We start from the raw sequence: 16,146 nt of genomic DNA, 5'->3' as shown, positions 1-16,146 counted from the left end.
CCCACCACAACACCCACCAATCACTCAGGTGTTGCAACGACCCCTTGAACCCGCCGGGGGATTGGGGTGCATATCTGAGCGTGCGTCCGGTCAAGGGTGATAGTTCGGTCACGGAAACGCCGCTTTGGCACCCCGGCCTCTGCGGACCCGACTACCATGGATCAGTGCATTCGCAGATTACCGTCCGTCCCGCCCAGCCAGAAGACTACGACGCCGTAGCCCGAGTCACGATGGCGTCTTACGTGACCGCTGGCTACTACGGCAGCCCGGATCACCCGTACTTGCAGAAGCTGCGCGATGTGGCCGGTCGCGCCCGGTACGCCGACGTTTTCGTCGCCGAGCGCGATGGCCAGGTCATCGGCTCCGTCACGTCAGCCAAGGCTGGAGGCGACTTTTCGGACATTGGCCTTCCGGACGAACTCGAAATGCGCACCTTGGTAGTTGATCCGGAGGTTCAGCGCTCGGGCGCGGGACGAGCCCTCGTTCAGGCGGTAGTCGACCAAGCCCGCTCGATGGATGGCATCAACGCCGTTTCCCTCACTACCGGCGCCACGTGGGAAAGCGCCAATGCCCTGTACACCAAGACCGGATTCGAGAGAGAGCCCGGGCGCGACTGGTTCGTACCCGGCACCGACATAAAGCTGTTCGTTTACCGGCAGGATGTCCGTCAGCCTTAAAGTTTCCTCGTAAACTCCCGGCTGTAGTGCCGGGTGCGGAAAACTGAGAAAGGCGCGGCATGCGCAAGACATTCGGCACGGGTTCGGTCTGGGAACAGACCCTTGGATACTCCCGTGCGGTCCAGGTGGACAACACACTCTTCATTTCGGCCACGGCGGCGTCCGGGCCTGATGGCATCGTGGGCGACGACTTCTACTCGCAGACCAAGTACATCCTCGAAAAACTGGGTGCGGTCCTTGCCGACGCCGGGTTCGCCTACGAGGACGTCGTGCAGTCCAAGCTCTACCTGACCGACATCAGCAAGTGGGAAGACGCCGGCCGCGCGCACGGCGAGGTCTTCGGCGAGATCCGTCCCACCCTTTCCCTGGTCCATGTCCTGCCGTTCCTCGATCCGGAAATGCTGGTCGAAATCGAACTGGTAGCCCAGAAGAGCGCCTAGCCATCCCAACTGACTCGCATTAGGTGTCGTTTTGACGCCTCATAATGGCATCTACTGCGAGTCAGTTGGGTGGGCTGCTACTTGGGGGAGAGCCGCGCGGGGACGCCGTAGCGGTGTTCCGGGCGGCCCGTGGTGCCGTAACGCAGTTGGATCTCGACGGCGCCATCGTCGGCGAGCGAGGACAGGTACCGTTGCGCCGTGGCGCGCGAGACGCCCACCCGTTCCGCTACTTCCGTGGCCGAGTATTGTTCCCCTGGTGCCAAGGAGTCCAGCACCGATGCTTCGGTCGCCGAACGCGGCTTTCCCGACGGCGCCACGTCACCGGCGACGAGCGCCCGCTTGGCCCGTTCAATCGTGTCCTGGTCCACGGCATGCTGCCGGCCGAGGATCCGCCGGTATCTGGCATAGGAGCGCAGTTGCTGGGACAGCGATTCGGCGGTGAACGGTTTCAGCAGATACGCCAAAGCCCCGCGGCGCAGGGCTGTCCTGATGGACACGGCGTCGGAAGCGGCGGTCAGCATCATCGCATCCACATCGAGTTGCCCCAGCAGATCCAGCCCCGAACCGTCCGGCAGATAAACGTCCAGCAACACGAGGTCCGGCCGAAGGCTGTGTACGGACTGCAGCGCCTGCGCCGTGGATCCCACCGGGGCCAAGGCAAGGAAACCGGCCACGGAGTCCACGTAGGCGGCATGGAGCTTGGCGACGTGGAAATCGTCATCCACAATCAACACCCTGAAGTCTTCGCTCACCGGTGTCCTTCCTTGCGCACGGTTGCTGCGGGTGGTTCGGTGGCTGCGGAGGGTTCCGCTCGCGGGGCTTCTTCCGGTGTGCCGGTCACCTTCGGCATCGTGGCCATGAAGACGGCGCCTGGACCGCCCGGCGAGCCCGGTTCCAGGACGCGCACGTCGCCACCGCGGCGGCGGGCGAGTTGCCGGACCAGCGCGAGGCCGAGTCCCTGCCCGCCTGCCCTGGCGATCCCGCCGTCGGCGGCCTCCGCCGTCGTGAATCCTTCCACGAAAACCCTTTCGGGCTCGATGCCGCCGAGGCCGTCGCCGGAGTCCGCGACGACGATGTGCAGCGTGCCGCCGTCGGGCCCCGGTTCGTCGAGCAGCTCAAGCTCCACCCAGCGTTGCGTCGAAGAGCCGGCGACGGCGGCGTTGACGGCGTTGTCGATCAGGTTGCCGAGCACTGTGGTGACGTCCTGCGGCTCGGTGACGTGCTCCCGCACCAGCGTCTCCGGGCCGATCCGCAACGCCACCCCTCGCTCGTCCGCTTCAACGCTCTTCGCGCCGACGAACGCCTGCAGATAAGGATCCTGGAGGAGCTCGGCTTGCTGCACGGGAAACTTCAGCGGCCCGGTGGCGGAGATCCTGGCGAGATAGTCCTTGGCCTGGCCATGTTGGCCGATGCTCATGAAACCGGCGATCGTATGGAGCTGGTTCGCGAATTCGTGGCGCTGGGCCCGGAGCGCGGCGGACATGGTGCCCACGGCGTCGAGCTGGCGTGTCAGCTGCTGCAGCTCGGTCCGGTCCCTGAGCATGACCACCCAGCCGAGATCTTCCTTGCGGTGCAGCGCCTTGCGGGCGTTGGCAACCAAGACCCGGCCGCCCGCAACGATTTCCGCGGCTTCGGCGTCGTGCGCTGAGGGTTGAGTGAGGGCTTTCAGCTGCGCCGGGACGGCAGCCCTTTCCCAGTCGGTGCCGGTCAAGTCCGAGCCTGCCCAGTCGGGGCCGGCCGTGGCGGGAGAGCCGGGAGTCTCCGAGCCTTCCGGCATGCCCAGCAACCGCCTCGCCGCGGCATTGAAGACCGTGATGCGGCCATCGGCGGAAATGCCGATCACGCCGTCGTCCACGCCTTGAAGCACGGCCACCTGGTCGTGTACGAGGGTGCTGATTTCTTCGGGTTCGAGGCCCAGGGTCAGGCGTTGCAATCGACGACGCAGGAGGAACGACGCCAGGACGCCTGCAATCAGGGAGCCCGCCGCGGTCAGGGCAATCGGGACGATGTCCTCGGCAAGGCTTTGGCCGAGCGACTCCATGGAGTAGCCGACGCTGATTTCGCCCACCACCGTCGCCGAAGAACCTGGCGCGTACACCGGAACCTTGGCACCCGCGGACGGCCCCAAGGTTCCGGTGTTCCGGGTGGTGACTTCCTTCCCGGAGAGGGCATCCGAGGGGTCAGTGCTGACCCGTTCGCCGAGCCGGGCCCGGTCGGGGTGTGCCAGCCGCAGGCCGGTCTCGTCCGTGACCACCACGAACAAAGCACCAGTGCGGCTCCGGGCAGCCTCGGCAGCGGCTTGGATGGGGCCGGCCGCGAGAACGGTAGCGGGCGGGGTTCCCGACTCTTTGCTGATGGCTCCGACCTGGGAACGGATGACCGGATCCGAGGCCACCGTTCGCGCCAAAGTCAGCGCCTGGTTCTCCGCCTCTGTGCCGATACGCCCATAGACGAGCCACGCATGGACGGTGCCGCTGAGCAGCACCACCAAGAGGACGACGCCGAGCTGGAGGAGCAGGGTCTGCGTCGAGAACCGCAGGGCAAGCCTGGGCATCCTGCCTCCTTCCGATGGGGAACGGCCGGCTGGAGCGGGGCAGCAGCGGCGCTGTAGTTCTTCGTCTACCTCTCCATTGAAGCATTGAGCACAATGAGCAAAATGCTCTCAATCAGCAGTATGTCCATCAAATCCCACAAACGCCCCGCCGTGAGCGTCGCCACTATACGTTCTGTATCGCGCATCACATCGACGTGATGCCGTTCACTGTAGTAAGGAGCCGGCTGTGCTGGTATTGCTTGGATTCGCAATGATTGCGGTGTTCATGGTCCTGATCATGACAAAGAAGTTGACGCCCGTTCTGGCGCTGATCATCGTTCCCACTATCTTCGGTTTGTTCGCCGGCGCCGGTCTTGGCATCGGAAGCATGGTGATGGACTCGATGAAGTCCATGACGTCCACGGCCGCCCTCCTGATGTTCGCGATCGTGTATTTCGGACTCATGATCGACGTCGGCCTGTTTGACCCACTGGTGAAGTTCATCCTCCGCAAGCTGGGCAACGACCCCGCCAAGGTCGTCCTGGGCACCGCCATCCTCGCGGCCGCAGTATCGCTCGATGGCGACGGCTCCACCACCTTCATCCTCACCACCGCGGCGATGCTGCCCGTCTACCTCCGCTTGAAGATGAGCCCCGTAGTCCTGACCTGCGTTGCCGGCCTGGCGAACGGCACTATGAACATCCTGCCTTGGGGTGGCCCCACAGCCCGTGCGGCCACCGCCCTCAAGATCGATGTCAACGACGTGTTTGTTCCGATGGTGCCGTCCCTCATTGCGGGCCTCGTCGTCGTGTTCGTGTTCTCCTGGCTCTTGGGCCTGCAGGAACGCAACCGCCTCCGTGCCACGGCCCCCGAGATCTGGGGTGACGTCGCCGACGCCGGTGACGTGTTCGACGGCGGCACGCACCGCAGCGGTGCCGGTGCCGGATCCCCGGGCCGCAGTTTCGGCCCGGGCCGTGCCGCCGGTAGGCCTGGCGCCGGCGGAGGCGCCGGCGTCGGACTCCTGGAAAGCACCGAAACCCTCGTGGACCTCGCCGACACCGGTTTGACCGCCACCGCGCTCGATCCCAACCGCAAGACCCTGCGCCCGAAGCTCTTCTGGTTCAACCTCGGCCTGACCGTCGCCGTGATGGTCATGCTCGTGGCCAACCTTGTGCCGCTGCCCTACGTCTTCATGGTGGGTTCCGCGATTGCCCTCTTGGTGAACTTCCCCAAGGTCAAGGAGCAAGGCGCGCAGCTGGTGGCCCACGCACCGTCCATCGTGGCCGTGGTCAGCATGGTCATGGCTGCAGCTGTTCTCACGGGTGTCCTCAACGGCACCGGCATGGTCAAGGAAATGTCCGCGTGGCTGGTCCACATCATCCCCGCCGAGATGGGTCCGTTCATGGCCGTCATCACCGGCCTGCTCAGCATCCCGATGACGTTCTTCATGAGCAACGATGCCTTCTACTTCGGTGTCCTGCCGGTCCTGAGCGAAACCGCCGCGCACTACGGCATCAGCGGAGCGGAAATGGCCCGCGCCTCCATCACCGGCCAGCCCTTCCACCTCCAGAGCCCCCTGGTCCCCGCGATCCTGCTCCTCGTCTCCCTGGCCAAGGTGGAACTGGGAGACCACCATAAGAAGGTCCTGTGGCGCACGGCGGTCATCTCCGTCGTCATGCTCGCAGTAGGCATGCTGACGGGAGCCATCGGCATCGGGTAACAAACCAATTACCCGCACCAAGCAACGCGGGGTCACTTACGGCCCATTCCGGACCTCCGGATGGACCGTAAGTGACCCCGCGTTGTTCGTCGTCCAACCAACGTAGACTAGTCCGGAAAACCATTTGAACTTTGCAGGGGAGATCCATGGCTGCGATCAACCGTGACGACGTCGCGCATCTTGCGCGTCTGGCTCACATTGAAATGAGTGCCGAAGAGCTGGACAGGATGGCCGGCGAGCTTGCCGTCATCGTGGACTCGGTGAAGTCCGTCAGCGAAGCTGCCGGGGACGATGTCCCGGCTACGTCCCACCCGATTCCGTTGAGCAACGTGTTCCGTGAAGACGTCGTGGGCCACACGTTCACGGCTGAGCAGGCCTTGTCCGGGGCTCCGGATTCCTTCGAGGGCCGCTTCAAGGTTCCGGCAATCCTGGATGAGGACTAAGCGAATGACTGAATTGAACAACTCCGAACTCATCCGCCTGTCCGCAGCACAGTTGGCCGCCAAGCTGGCCGCGCGCGAGGTCACGTCCGTCGAGGTCACCCAGGCGTACCTGGACCGCATCGCACTTGTAGACGGCGGGGCTGATGGCATCCACGCTTTTTTGCACGTCAACGCTGAAGAGGCGCTCGCCGTCGCCGCCGAGGTGGACGCAATCCGCGCCGCCGGCGGTGCCGAAGCTGAAGCGCTGCACGAACTCGCCGGCGTGCCCATCGCCGTCAAGGACCTCATCGTCACCATTGGCCAGCCCACCACGGCCGGCTCCAAGATCCTCGAGGGCTGGCACAGCCCGTATGACGCCACCGTCATCAAGAGGCTGCGCGCAGCGAAGATGCCCATCCTTGGCAAGACCAACCTGGACGAATTCGCCATGGGGTCCTCCACGGAACACTCGGCTTACGGCCCCACCCGCAACCCGTGGGACCTGGACCGCATTCCCGGCGGCTCCGGCGGTGGCTCTGCGGCCGCCGTCGCAGCTTTCGAAGCGCCGCTGGCCCTCGGCACGGACACCGGCGGATCCATCCGCCAGCCCGGCGCCGTCACCGGTACGGTCGGCATGAAGCCAACGTACGGCGCTGTATCGCGCTACGGTGCCATTGCCATGGCGTCTTCGCTGGACCAGATCGGCCCGGTTTCGAGGACCGTGCTGGACTCGGCCCTGCTGCAGGAAGTCATCGGCGGCCACGACCCCTTCGACTCCACCTCGCTCACCGACCCCTTCGACACCCTCGTTGCGGCAGCCAAGACGGGCAACGTCACGGGCATGAAGATCGGCATCATCAAGGAACTCCACGGCGAGGGCTACCAGGCCGGCGTCGAGAACCGTTTCAACGAGTCCCTTGAGCTGCTCAAGGAGGCCGGCGCGGAAATCGTCGAGGTTTCCTGCCCCAACTTCAAGTACGCGCTGGGCGCCTACTACCTGATCATGCCGTCCGAGGTTTCCAGCAACCTGGCCAAGTTCGACGGCGTGCGCTACGGTCTGCGGGTTCTGCCCGAGGACGGCCCCATGACAATCGAACGCGTCATGGCCGCTACCCGCGCCGCCGGTTTCGGCGATGAGGTCAAGCGCCGCATCATCCTGGGCACCTACGCCCTGAGCGCCGGTTATTACGACGCCTACTACGGTTCGGCGCAGAAGGTCCGGACGCTCATCCAGCGTGACTTCGACGCCGCGTTCGCGCAGGCCGACGTCCTGATTTCGCCGACGGCTCCCACCACCGCCTTCAAGCTGGGGGAGAAGCTCGACGATCCGCTGGCCATGTACCTCAACGACGTCGCCACCATCCCGGCGAACATGGCCGGTATCCCGGGCTTGTCCCTGCCTGGCGGCCTGGCCGACGAAGACGGCCTGCCCGTCGGCATCCAACTGCTGGCGCCTGCCCGCGAGGACGCCCGACTCTACCGTGTGGGCGCTGTCCTTGAATCCTTGCTCGAAGAGAAGTGGGGCGGCCCCTTGCTGGACCGTGCCCCTGTTCTCGGTTCCAGCTCCACCATCGCCGGAGGTTCCAACTGATGTCTACCGACGCCATCCTCAGCTTCGAAGAGGCCATGGAGAAGTACGATCCCGTCCTTGGCTTCGAGGTCCACGTGGAGCTCAACACCAAGACCAAGATGTTCTCCTCCGCCCCGAACGTCTTCGGCGACGAGCCGAACACCAACGTCAACGAGGTTGACCTTGGCATGCCCGGCGTCCTGCCCGTGGTGAACAAGACGGCAGTGGAGTCCTCCATCAAGATCGGCCTTGCCCTGAACTGCAAGATCGCCGAGTACTGCCGCTTCGCCCGGAAGAACTACTTCTACCCGGACACCCCGAAGAACTTCCAGACGTCCCAGTACGACGAGCCCATCGCGTACGACGGCTACCTGGACATCGAACTCTCGGACGGCACGGTATTCCGCGTCGAGATCGAGCGCGCACACATGGAAGAGGACGCCGGAAAGCTCACCCACATGGGTGGCGCCACGGGACGCATCCAAGGCGCCGACTACTCGCTGGTAGACTACAACCGTTCCGGCGTTCCGCTCGTGGAAATCGTCACTAAACCGATCGAGGGCGCAGGCAGCCGGGCACCCGAGCTCGCCAAGGCCTACGTTGCCGCAGTGCGCGAAATCGTCAAGAACCTCGGCGTTTCCGACGCCAAGATGGAACGCGGCAACGTCCGTTGCGATGCGAACGTCTCCCTGCGCCCGCACGGCCGCGAGCGCTTCGGCATCCGTTCCGAGACGAAGAACGTGAACTCGCTGCGCGCCGTCGAGCACGCCGTCCGTTACGAAATCCAGCGCCACGCCGCCGTTTTGGACTCCGGTGAGCCGGTCATCCAGGAAACGCGCCACTGGCACGAGGACACGCGCACGACGACGTCGGGCCGGGCAAAGTCCGACGCCGACGACTACCGCTACTTCCCGGAGCCGGACCTCGTTCCGGTCCTCGCCTCCCGTGAATGGGTTGAAGAACTCCGCGCCACGCTGCCCGAGCCGCCCGCGGCCCGCCGCAAGCGGCTCCAGGCCGACTGGGGCTATTCGGACCTCGAGTTCCGCGACGTCGTGAACGCCGGCGTCATGGACTCCGTCGAGGAGACCATCGCCGCCGGTGCCAGTGCCTCCGTGGCCCGCAAGTGGTGGATGGGCGAGATCGTCGGACGCGCCAAGACGGCCGACGTCGATCCCTCCGAACTCGGCGTCACGCCGGAAACCATCGTGGAGCTCAACAAGCTCGTCGAGGGCGGCAAGATCAACAACAAGATGGCTTCCCAGGTGCTCGACGGCGTCCTCGCGGGCGAGGGCACCCCGGCGGAGATCGTCGAGAAGCGCGGCCTCGCCGTCGTGTCCGACGACGGCCCCCTGCTGGAAGCGATCGACGCCGCACTTGCGGCCCAGCCCGACGTCGCGGAGAAGATCCGCAGCGGCAAGCTTCAGGCCATCGGTGCGATCGTCGGCGGAGTCATGAAAGCCACCCGCGGGCAGGCCGACGCCGGCCGCGTCAAGGAGCTGATCCTGGAGAGGCTCGGCGTCGAAGGCTGAGTTCACCCTGACCCAACTAGTCCCCACCGCCCGGGTTCCCTGGCCGAGCGAAGCGAGGTTAGGGAGGCGGTGGGGACTAGTTGTGTCTGGATCCACAGGCGTCACACAGCTTCAAGGATCATTATGGAGTCATCAGTTCTTTGCTGCCCGCCCCTTACCGGCTCGGGGAGGAGCGGAGAAAGGATTCGGTCATGTCCACGATGACTCCGGGGCTTCGCAAGACCCTCATCGCCGGCGGTATCGCCGTCGTGTTGAGCGGCGGTGGTGTGGCCGCAGTGTGGGCTGCGGGCCAGATCATCCCCTCGTACGTGGTGAGCGCGACGCCTACAAGTACGGCATCGCCTGCCACTCCGTCGCCTGGGGCTACTTCGCCAGCTACCCCGTCGCCCGGCAAGGCCAGGCCGTTCCCGGTACTTCCACGCGGCTTCGCAGGCCCGGGGATCCACGGTGAGTTCACGGTCAAGAACAAGGACGGCAGCTACACGACCCTGGTGACACAGCGTGGCACCGTGCAGTCCGTCAGCGATTCGAGCATTTCCGTGAAGAGCGATGACGGTTTCACGCAGAGCTACTCGGTCACGTCGTCGACAACCATCGTGAAGCTCCCTGCCACCGGAACTGGCATGCAAGGCCGGCGGCCATCGCCCCAAACCATCAAGGCCACCGACCTGAAGGCAGGCGACACCGTCGCAGTCTCCGGTACGAAGAGTGGCACCACGGTCACGGCCACACGCATTATCGGGGGTACCCTGCCCGCGGCGCCCAATGATGGCGGACGGCGGCTGGGCTACGGGAGCGTTTCTTCCTGACCCTGTTTGATTGCGGAAGCCGGGCGACGCGCCGAAGCTTCCAGCGTGTCGACACTTTTGGACAAGCAAAGAAGGTCAGGATGGCGTCCGCTCGTCTGGCTATGATGCTACTACCGCCGAACCACGCCCGTGGTTCGGCGGCTTAGCCAAGAAGGAGACGAATGCGCCCCACGATCAAGTCCGTGGCGGCGGCAGCCGGGGTTTCGACGGCGACTGTGTCCTACGTGCTTTCAGGCAGGAGCGGCAAAGACGGCAGCAGGAGCGGGTCCGGCGTGGCCCCCGCTACCGTGCTGCGGGTTCAAGAGGCTGCCCTCGCCCTCGGATATCGCCCCAACCAATCGGCAAGGGCGATCCGCACTGGACGAACGAACCTGCTCATGTTGTCGCTGACCATGATCTCGGATCCGTGGGCACTGGATGTGAGCCGCGCCGTCGGTGCGGCTGCTGCCCAACGCGGCATTACGCCCATGATCCTGGCCGATACCGACTGGCGGGTCGCCCTGAAACGGCAAAACGCAGACGTGACATTCATCGACGGCGCCGAAGAGCCCGGGGATGTCGAACTGCTGGCGCAGGCGGCGAGATTGCAGCGCTTGGTGGTTTTCAGCGACACCATGGAACCTGAGGGATTCGACGTCGTGCGGCCCTTGGCCGGTTCGTCTTGCGAACAGGCGGTGGCTCACCTCACCGGGCGGCACCGCCGGGTAGCCTGCCTGATCTCCTCAAGGCATTCGATGAGCACCCTGGACATCCGATTGGGCGCCTACACCCGCGGCCTGGCCAAGGCTGGTTTGGATTACCGCGACGACTACGTCGAGACGTATGACCGCGACGGACTCAGCGCCTTCGATGCAGCGCTGCGGCTCCTGCAGCGGGCGGACCGTCCGACGGCCATCTATGCGACCACCGACTTCGCCGCGATCGCAGCCATCCACGCGGCCCAACGGCTGCAACTCCGCATTCCCGAAGACGTCGAAGTCCTCGGTATCGGCAACACCACTGAAGGCGAGCGCATGACGCCCTCGTTGACCACCGTTGGTCCCGAGGGCTTTTTCGATGGCCTGGCCGCATTTTTGCTCGATCGGGCAGAGAATCCCGATGAACCCGCCAGCATTCTGGAATTCCCTTGGAAGCTCATCGTGAGGGAATCAGCGCCCTCGGTGTGAACCACTGCGCACTCCATGTGAACCTGGCGATGTCCCCGCGGCGTGCCGAGGCACGTGCCCGATGATCGTCCGGCCCGCCCTTGATGCACTTTGATGACGTTTTCTGCCCGTAAAAGTTAAAGAAAGATCATTCTGCATCTTGCCTTTAAACGATTAACATGATGTGATCAACTGCACAACACCAGTTGGGTTGGCTGTTCGCCGAATGCGGGCCCGCCCCCGAAGGACCGTCGGTCTTCTGACCAAGACATCGGAGAATTCTTATGAACCACAACGTGACCCGCAGGTCATTCCTTTCCTTTGCGGCTGCCGGTGCCGCCGTCGTTTCGCTTGCCGCCTGCGGCGGGAACAGTGCCGCCGGGGGTAGCGCAGCCAAGGCCGCCTACGCTGCTCCCGCCAAGGACCTGAGCGCCGAGCTGAGTTACGCCATCTGGGACGCGGCGCAAAAGCCCGCGATGCAGAAGATCGTGACCGAGTTCAACAAGCAATACCCGAACATCAAAGTCACCATCGACGTCACGCCGTCGAAGGGTTCGGCCTACTGGACGAAGATCCAAACCCAGGCAAGCAGCAACACCCTGCCGGACGTTTTCTGGATGAACGGCCCGCACATCAAGCTTTACGCGCAAAACAACCAGCTGATGCCCTTGGACGGCCTGGTGTCCGGCAAGGCGGTGGATACGGCCAATTACCCCAAGGCGTTGGTCGATCTGTACACCGTCAACGGGGCGTTCTATGGGGTTCCCAAGGACTTCGATACCAGCGCGCTCTTCTACAACAAGGCCCTCTTCAAGGAAGCCGGGGTGTCCGAGCCGACGTCCAACTGGACGTGGGACGACGTGAAATCCGCCGGCGCCAAGCTGTCCAAGTTCTATCAGGGCAAGGGCGTCTACGGGTATGCCGGTGACCTCACAGGCGGCCAGACCAGCTACTACAACACGATGATCGAAGCCGGCGGGACCGTCATCTCGACTGACGGCAAGAAGTCCGGATACGACTCCGCGGGCTCAATCGCCGGCCTCCAGTTCTGGCGCGACCTGATCGAATCCGGCGTATCTCCTTCGATGCAGCAATTGACGGATACCGCCTCGAGCGACATGTTCACGTCCAGGAAATTGGCCATGACCATGGACGGATCCTGGACCGTCGGGCCGGCCCAGAAAGCCCTTGGTGACGATCTGGGCATTGCCAGCCTCCCGAAGGGGCCGAAGAGCAACCAGAGCGTGATCCACGGACTTGCCAACGTGATTCCCGCCAATGCGAAGAACCCGGCCGCTGCGCAGGCGTTCGTGGCCTTCCTGGGAACCCAGGATGCCGCCAAGGTCCAGGCAGAAACCGGAACCGTCATCCCGGCCTTCAACGGCACGCAGGATGCCTGGGTCAAGTCTGTTCCCTCTGTTGACCTCAGCGTCTTCCTTGATCTGGCCAAGGATGCTTCGCCCTACCCGGCCTCGGCAAACACGGCCGCCTGGAACGAACTCGAGAACACCTTGCTGCCGCAGGCGTTCGCCGGGACCAAGCCGGTTGCCGACGTCGCCAAGGACCTTGCCAGCCAGATGAATGCCGCGCTGGCCAAAGAATCATGAAAGCCCAGACCCTGACGCCGGCCTCTAAAAGCGGCCGTGCCGCCCAAGCAACAGGGGAGCGCCGCAAAGGAAAATCCAAGTCGGTTGGCTGGTGGCCATGGTTGTTCGTGGTGCCTACCGTTGCGGGCATCGGCGTGTTCTATCTTTGGCCGATCGTCCAGACGTTCTACTACAGCTTCACCAAGTGGGGAGTCTTCGGTGGAACCAAGTTCATCGGCCTGGACAACTACGTTCGGATGTTCGCGGATTCCACTATTCCGCAGTCGATCCTCAATACGCTGATCTATACGGTCGTCGTGCTGCTGGGGATTCCCATCGCGGTCATTCTCGCGTCCTTGATCGAGCGTCCCGGCCTCCGCTTCGCAGCCCTGTACCGGACGCTGTACTTCATTCCCTACATCACGATGCCGGCCGCCGTCGGGATCGTGTGGAGGCTGATCTACAACGGTGACTTCGGACCCATCAACTGGTTCTTGGGCTTGTTCGGGATCCAGGGCCCCTATTGGACATCCACGCCGGGGTTCGCATTGCTCGCCGTGGCTACCGTGGGGCTTTGGATGTCGTTGGGGTTCAACCTCATCATCATCAGCGCGGGACTGCGCGAGATCCCGCGGGAGCTCTTCGAAGCCGCGGAAATGGACGGGGCCAGCCGGGTCCGTCAATTCTTCAGCATTACCGTTCCGTTGTTGACGCCCAGCATCTTCTTCGTCACGATCGTCACCGTGATCAGCGGCTTCCAGCTGTTCGATCTCTTGTACGTGATGATGGGCAAAGCCAACCTGGCCATGCCGCAGACGCAAAGCCTCGTGTACATCTTCTACAACCAGGCCTTCCTGCAGAACGACAAGGGCTATGCCGCAGCCATCGGCATCCTGATCCTCGTCATCATCGCTCTTCTGACCGCTTTCCAATTCCGTATCCAGAAGAGGTGGGTCAACTATGTCTGAATCGATGCTTTCAACAAAGAGCGGCGTCGACTCCCGACGGAGCGGAGCGGCTGTAACCAGCCCGTCTCAAGCAGGAGGCAAACCCTCGGGGCCCGCGGGACGCGACCGCAAGAGCCGCGGCGCCGAAGGCGCCAGACGCCACGGCACCAAGGGTGGCAAGCAGGGCTCGAACGTCCTGGCACACTGTGTACTGAGCATCGGCGGGTTGGCCATGATCTCACCGCTTCTGTACCAGATCGTCATGTCGCTTTCGACGAACGCCGAAGTCCAAAGCACACCGCCCACCCTGTGGCCCGGCGTCGTTCAATGGAGTAACTTCGCGGACGTCTTCACCTCCATGAATTTCGGTTCACAGCTCTGGGTGACGGTAGCAATCACTGTCGTCAGGGTGATTGGCCAGGTGCTCCTATGTTCGATGGCGGGCTACGCCTTCGCGCGGATGCAATTCCGGTTCAAAGGGCCCATCCTGGCCATTGTCTTGTCGATCATCATGGTGCCGTCGCAATTGTTCCTGATCCCGCAGTACCAGATCATCCAAAACCTGGGTTGGCTGAACAGCATCGCCGGCATTGTGGCTCCGGGCATCTTCAGCGCCTTCGGCCTGTTCCTGATGCGCCAGTTCTTCATGGGGCTCCCGGACGAACTCGAAGACGCGGCACGGCTCGACGGTGCCAATCCGTTCCAGATCTTCTTCCGGGTCATGCTGCCCCTCGCGGCAAACGGCCTGTGGGCCCTGGTCATCATTACCGTGCTGTGGTCCTGGAATGACCTCCTGTGGCCCTTGGTGGTGACGTCGACGGCGAACGCCGCGCCGTTGAGTGTCGGGCTTTCGAACCTCCAAGGTGAGCACGCCAACAATTACCCCATCCTCATGGCCGCATCCCTGATGGCCATGGCGCCGATCCTGATCATGTTCCTGCTCATGCAGAAGCGTGTCATGGCGGGCATCGGCCGCTCCGGACTCAAGTAGAGACCTAAGTCGAGACCCTCGTAGAGACTCACACAGGAAAGGATCGCAGCCTTGACGGAACAGGACCCGGTCCCTCAGGACGGCTGGTCGTTCGTGGTGGTGGACTCCTTGGAAAAGGTCTACCCGGACGCTCCACCACGGCCGTTCGACAGGACCATCCCGATGTCCGTTTTTCCCGGCGAGACCGCGTCGGTCCAGGTGGCCCTCAGGCCGCCCATGAAACACGATTTTCGGCTGTCGGGGCCGTTGGAAGTTGTAATCGATAGTCCGGCGGCAGGGTTTGCCTCCATTTCACAGGTTGAGCTGGTGCCTTGTTCATTGGCGGCATTCCCGCAGCATGATGGCGGCTATGACCGGGACACTCCCGGTTTGTATCCCGACCTTTTGCGGCCTGCCCCGGATGGTCTGGTCAAGCCTCTCTACGGGCAATGGACTGCTGCGTGGATCGACCTCATGATGCCTTCCGTGGAGCATGCGGGCGACCACGAACTCGGGATCTCGGTGCGGAACATGGAAGGCAACACGCTCTTCACCACCACCATCGACGTCACGGTCCTGGCGACTCCAGCCCCGGAACTGGAGATCGTGAGCGCGCACTGGTTCCACTGCGACGGCTTGGCGAGCCATTACGGCGTCGGCGTTTTCAGCGAGGAGCATTGGTCGATCATCGATGCCTTCATGGGTTCTGCGGCAAGGATGGGAGCCAATTCGCTCCTGACACCGACGTGGACTCCTCCGCTGGACACAGCCGTCGGGGGAACGCGGCTGCCCACCCAGCTGATTGGGATCCGCGAAGACTCCGGCTACCACCTCGATTTCAGCAAGCTGCTGCGCTGGGTAGGCCTTTGTGCCAAACACGGCATCCAGTACTTGGAAATCGCCCACTTGTTTACACAATGGGGTGCCAGGGCGACGCCGGCGATCTACGTCGAGACCACGCAAGGCCTGGAACGGCGCTTTGGCTGGGACGTGCCGTCGACGTCGCCGTCCTACCGGGAGCTGATGGCGGAGCTGCTGCCGGCCCTGCGTTCATTCCTGGCAGAGCACTGGTCCCTTGACCGGGTCGTTTTCCACATTTCCGATGAACCCGAGGGGGCCGAAGCCTTGGCGGGGTACCAGCAGGCAAAGGACGTCGTCGCGGATCTCCTGGACGGTCTGATGGTGGTTGACGCCCTGAGCGACTTTGAGTTCTACAACAGCGGCGCAGTGCCGACACCAGTGGTGGCAAGCGATGCCGTGGCACCGTTCCTGGCGGCCGGGGTGAAGGACTTGTGGGTCTATTACTGCGTCGCGCAGGACACCGGCGTTGCCAACCGGTTCATTTCCATGCCTTCAGTGCGAAACCGGGTGTTGGGCCACCAGCTCTTCGCCCTGGCGTGTGCTGGCTTCCTGCATTGGGGATTCAACTTCTACAACACAGCCCACTCGCTGGCGCCCGTAGACCCCTTCAAGGACACCTGTGCCGGAGGAGCTTTTCCGGGCGGCGACGCCTTCATGGTCTACCCGGGACCGGATGGGGTGCCGTGGGAGTCGATCCGTTACAAAGTGTTCGCCCAGGCCATGTGGGACCACCGGGCACTCTCCCTCCTGGCCAAGCTGGCCGGTCGCGAGGAGGTGCTGGCGCTCATCGATTCGAACGGTTCGGGCGGGTGCCTCGCCATGGACAGCTTCAGCTACGACCCCCTTCATTACCGAAGGGTCCGCGAGCTGGTCAACCAAGGAATCGCGCGGCGCGTGGGTCAAACACGCCGGCGCATCAACGTATCTAGTTAGGAAA

14 protein-coding genes are annotated in these 16,146 nt (G+C 63.6%); 12 read left to right on the top strand and 2 right to left on the bottom strand.

Features of this window, described 5'->3' with window-relative positions:
- The first annotated feature begins 164 nt into the window (after positions 1-164).
- Both QRN59_RS19395 and QRN59_RS19390 read left to right on the top strand, forming a co-directional pair.
- Positions 165-677 (top strand): GNAT family N-acetyltransferase, encoded by a 513-nt coding sequence (locus QRN59_RS19395; protein ID WP_284984072.1) that lies wholly within the window; start codon positions 165-167, stop codon positions 675-677.
- Between the two features lie 59 nt (positions 678-736).
- Positions 737-1,117, top strand: coding sequence for a RidA family protein (locus tag QRN59_RS19390; RefSeq protein WP_234750793.1), 381 nt, complete (start codon positions 737-739; stop codon positions 1,115-1,117).
- 77 nt (positions 1,118-1,194) lie between these two features.
- On the opposite strand, the gene QRN59_RS19385 is transcribed toward QRN59_RS19390, so the two are convergent.
- Positions 1,195-1,869 carry a response regulator gene (locus tag QRN59_RS19385; protein WP_284984070.1) on the bottom strand — a complete coding sequence of 225 codons (675 nt, stop codon included), beginning with the start codon at positions 1,867-1,869 and terminating at the stop codon, positions 1,195-1,197.
- On the bottom strand, positions 1,866-3,671 hold the full coding sequence (locus tag QRN59_RS19380; RefSeq protein WP_284984069.1) for a sensor histidine kinase: 1,806 nt from the start codon (positions 3,669-3,671) through the stop codon (positions 1,866-1,868). The genes QRN59_RS19385 and QRN59_RS19380 overlap by 4 nt, the downstream gene beginning before the upstream one ends.
- A gap of 226 nt (positions 3,672-3,897) precedes the next feature.
- On the opposite strand from QRN59_RS19380, the gene QRN59_RS19375 reads away from it, so the two are divergent.
- From QRN59_RS19375 to QRN59_RS19330, 10 genes are all read left to right on the top strand, one after another.
- Positions 3,898-5,370: a CitMHS family transporter gene (locus tag QRN59_RS19375; RefSeq protein ID WP_284984068.1), complete on the top strand. Its 1,473-nt coding sequence runs from the start codon at positions 3,898-3,900 to the stop codon at positions 5,368-5,370.
- A gap of 146 nt (positions 5,371-5,516) precedes the next feature.
- On the top strand, positions 5,517-5,813 hold the full coding sequence (gene gatC / locus QRN59_RS19370) for an Asp-tRNA(Asn)/Glu-tRNA(Gln) amidotransferase subunit GatC (RefSeq protein WP_078105822.1): 297 nt from the start codon (positions 5,517-5,519) through the stop codon (positions 5,811-5,813).
- 4 nt (positions 5,814-5,817) lie between these two features.
- Entirely contained in the window at positions 5,818-7,383 is a 1,566-nt protein-coding gene (gene gatA / locus QRN59_RS19365; RefSeq protein WP_284984067.1) for an Asp-tRNA(Asn)/Glu-tRNA(Gln) amidotransferase subunit GatA, read from the top strand.
- Positions 7,383-8,891 (top strand): Asp-tRNA(Asn)/Glu-tRNA(Gln) amidotransferase subunit GatB, encoded by a 1,509-nt coding sequence (gene gatB / locus QRN59_RS19360; RefSeq protein WP_284984066.1) that lies wholly within the window; start codon positions 7,383-7,385, stop codon positions 8,889-8,891. The genes gatA and gatB overlap by 1 nt, the downstream gene beginning before the upstream one ends.
- Before the next feature lie 191 nt (positions 8,892-9,082).
- Complete coding sequence (locus QRN59_RS19355) at positions 9,083-9,700, top strand: DUF5666 domain-containing protein (protein WP_284984064.1); 618 nt, start codon at positions 9,083-9,085, stop codon at positions 9,698-9,700.
- A gap of 161 nt (positions 9,701-9,861) precedes the next feature.
- A complete protein-coding gene (locus QRN59_RS19350) occupies positions 9,862-10,866 on the top strand; it encodes a LacI family DNA-binding transcriptional regulator (RefSeq protein ID WP_284984063.1) in 1,005 nt (334 codons plus the stop codon).
- 263 nt (positions 10,867-11,129) lie between these two features.
- Positions 11,130-12,452: an extracellular solute-binding protein gene (locus tag QRN59_RS19345; RefSeq protein ID WP_284984062.1), complete on the top strand. Its 1,323-nt coding sequence runs from the start codon at positions 11,130-11,132 to the stop codon at positions 12,450-12,452.
- Positions 12,449-13,399, top strand: coding sequence for a carbohydrate ABC transporter permease (locus tag QRN59_RS19340; RefSeq protein ID WP_284984061.1), 951 nt, complete (start codon positions 12,449-12,451; stop codon positions 13,397-13,399). The genes QRN59_RS19345 and QRN59_RS19340 overlap by 4 nt, the downstream gene beginning before the upstream one ends.
- Positions 13,392-14,369 carry a carbohydrate ABC transporter permease gene (locus QRN59_RS19335; protein WP_284984060.1) on the top strand — a complete coding sequence of 326 codons (978 nt, stop codon included), beginning with the start codon at positions 13,392-13,394 and terminating at the stop codon, positions 14,367-14,369. The genes QRN59_RS19340 and QRN59_RS19335 overlap by 8 nt, the downstream gene beginning before the upstream one ends.
- A 51-nt stretch (positions 14,370-14,420) precedes the next feature.
- Positions 14,421-16,142 carry a DUF4091 domain-containing protein gene (locus tag QRN59_RS19330; RefSeq protein WP_284984059.1) on the top strand — a complete coding sequence of 574 codons (1,722 nt, stop codon included), beginning with the start codon at positions 14,421-14,423 and terminating at the stop codon, positions 16,140-16,142.
- Positions 16,143-16,146 lie beyond the last annotated feature (4 nt).

The organism is Arthrobacter sp. efr-133-TYG-118, assembly GCF_030209755.1.
Lineage (GTDB): Bacteria > Actinomycetota > Actinomycetes > Actinomycetales > Micrococcaceae > Arthrobacter.
Note: the sequence above shows the minus strand (reverse complement) of the source record. Positions and strands in the feature narration are given on the sequence as shown.

Bases quoted from the DNA above. Each gene is read 5' to 3' on its own strand.
- QRN59_RS19355 (WP_284984064.1), top strand. From the start codon at position 9,083: ATGTCCACGATGACTCCGGGGCTTCGCAAGACCCTCATCGCCGGCGGT.
- QRN59_RS19380 (WP_284984069.1), bottom strand. From the start codon at position 3,671: ATGCCCAGGCTTGCCCTGCGGTTCTCGACGCAGACCCTGCTCCTCCAG.
- QRN59_RS19335 (WP_284984060.1), top strand. From the start codon at position 13,392: ATGTCTGAATCGATGCTTTCAACAAAGAGCGGCGTCGACTCCCGACGG.
- QRN59_RS19345 (WP_284984062.1), top strand. From the start codon at position 11,130: ATGAACCACAACGTGACCCGCAGGTCATTCCTTTCCTTTGCGGCTGCC.
- gatC (WP_078105822.1), top strand. From the start codon at position 5,517: ATGGCTGCGATCAACCGTGACGACGTCGCGCATCTTGCGCGTCTGGCT.
- gatB (WP_284984066.1), top strand. From the start codon at position 7,383: ATGTCTACCGACGCCATCCTCAGCTTCGAAGAGGCCATGGAGAAGTAC.
- QRN59_RS19340 (WP_284984061.1), top strand. From the start codon at position 12,449: ATGAAAGCCCAGACCCTGACGCCGGCCTCTAAAAGCGGCCGTGCCGCC.
- gatA (WP_284984067.1), top strand. From the start codon at position 5,818: ATGACTGAATTGAACAACTCCGAACTCATCCGCCTGTCCGCAGCACAG.
- QRN59_RS19350 (WP_284984063.1), top strand. From the start codon at position 9,862: ATGCGCCCCACGATCAAGTCCGTGGCGGCGGCAGCCGGGGTTTCGACG.
- QRN59_RS19390 (WP_234750793.1), top strand. From the start codon at position 737: ATGCGCAAGACATTCGGCACGGGTTCGGTCTGGGAACAGACCCTTGGA.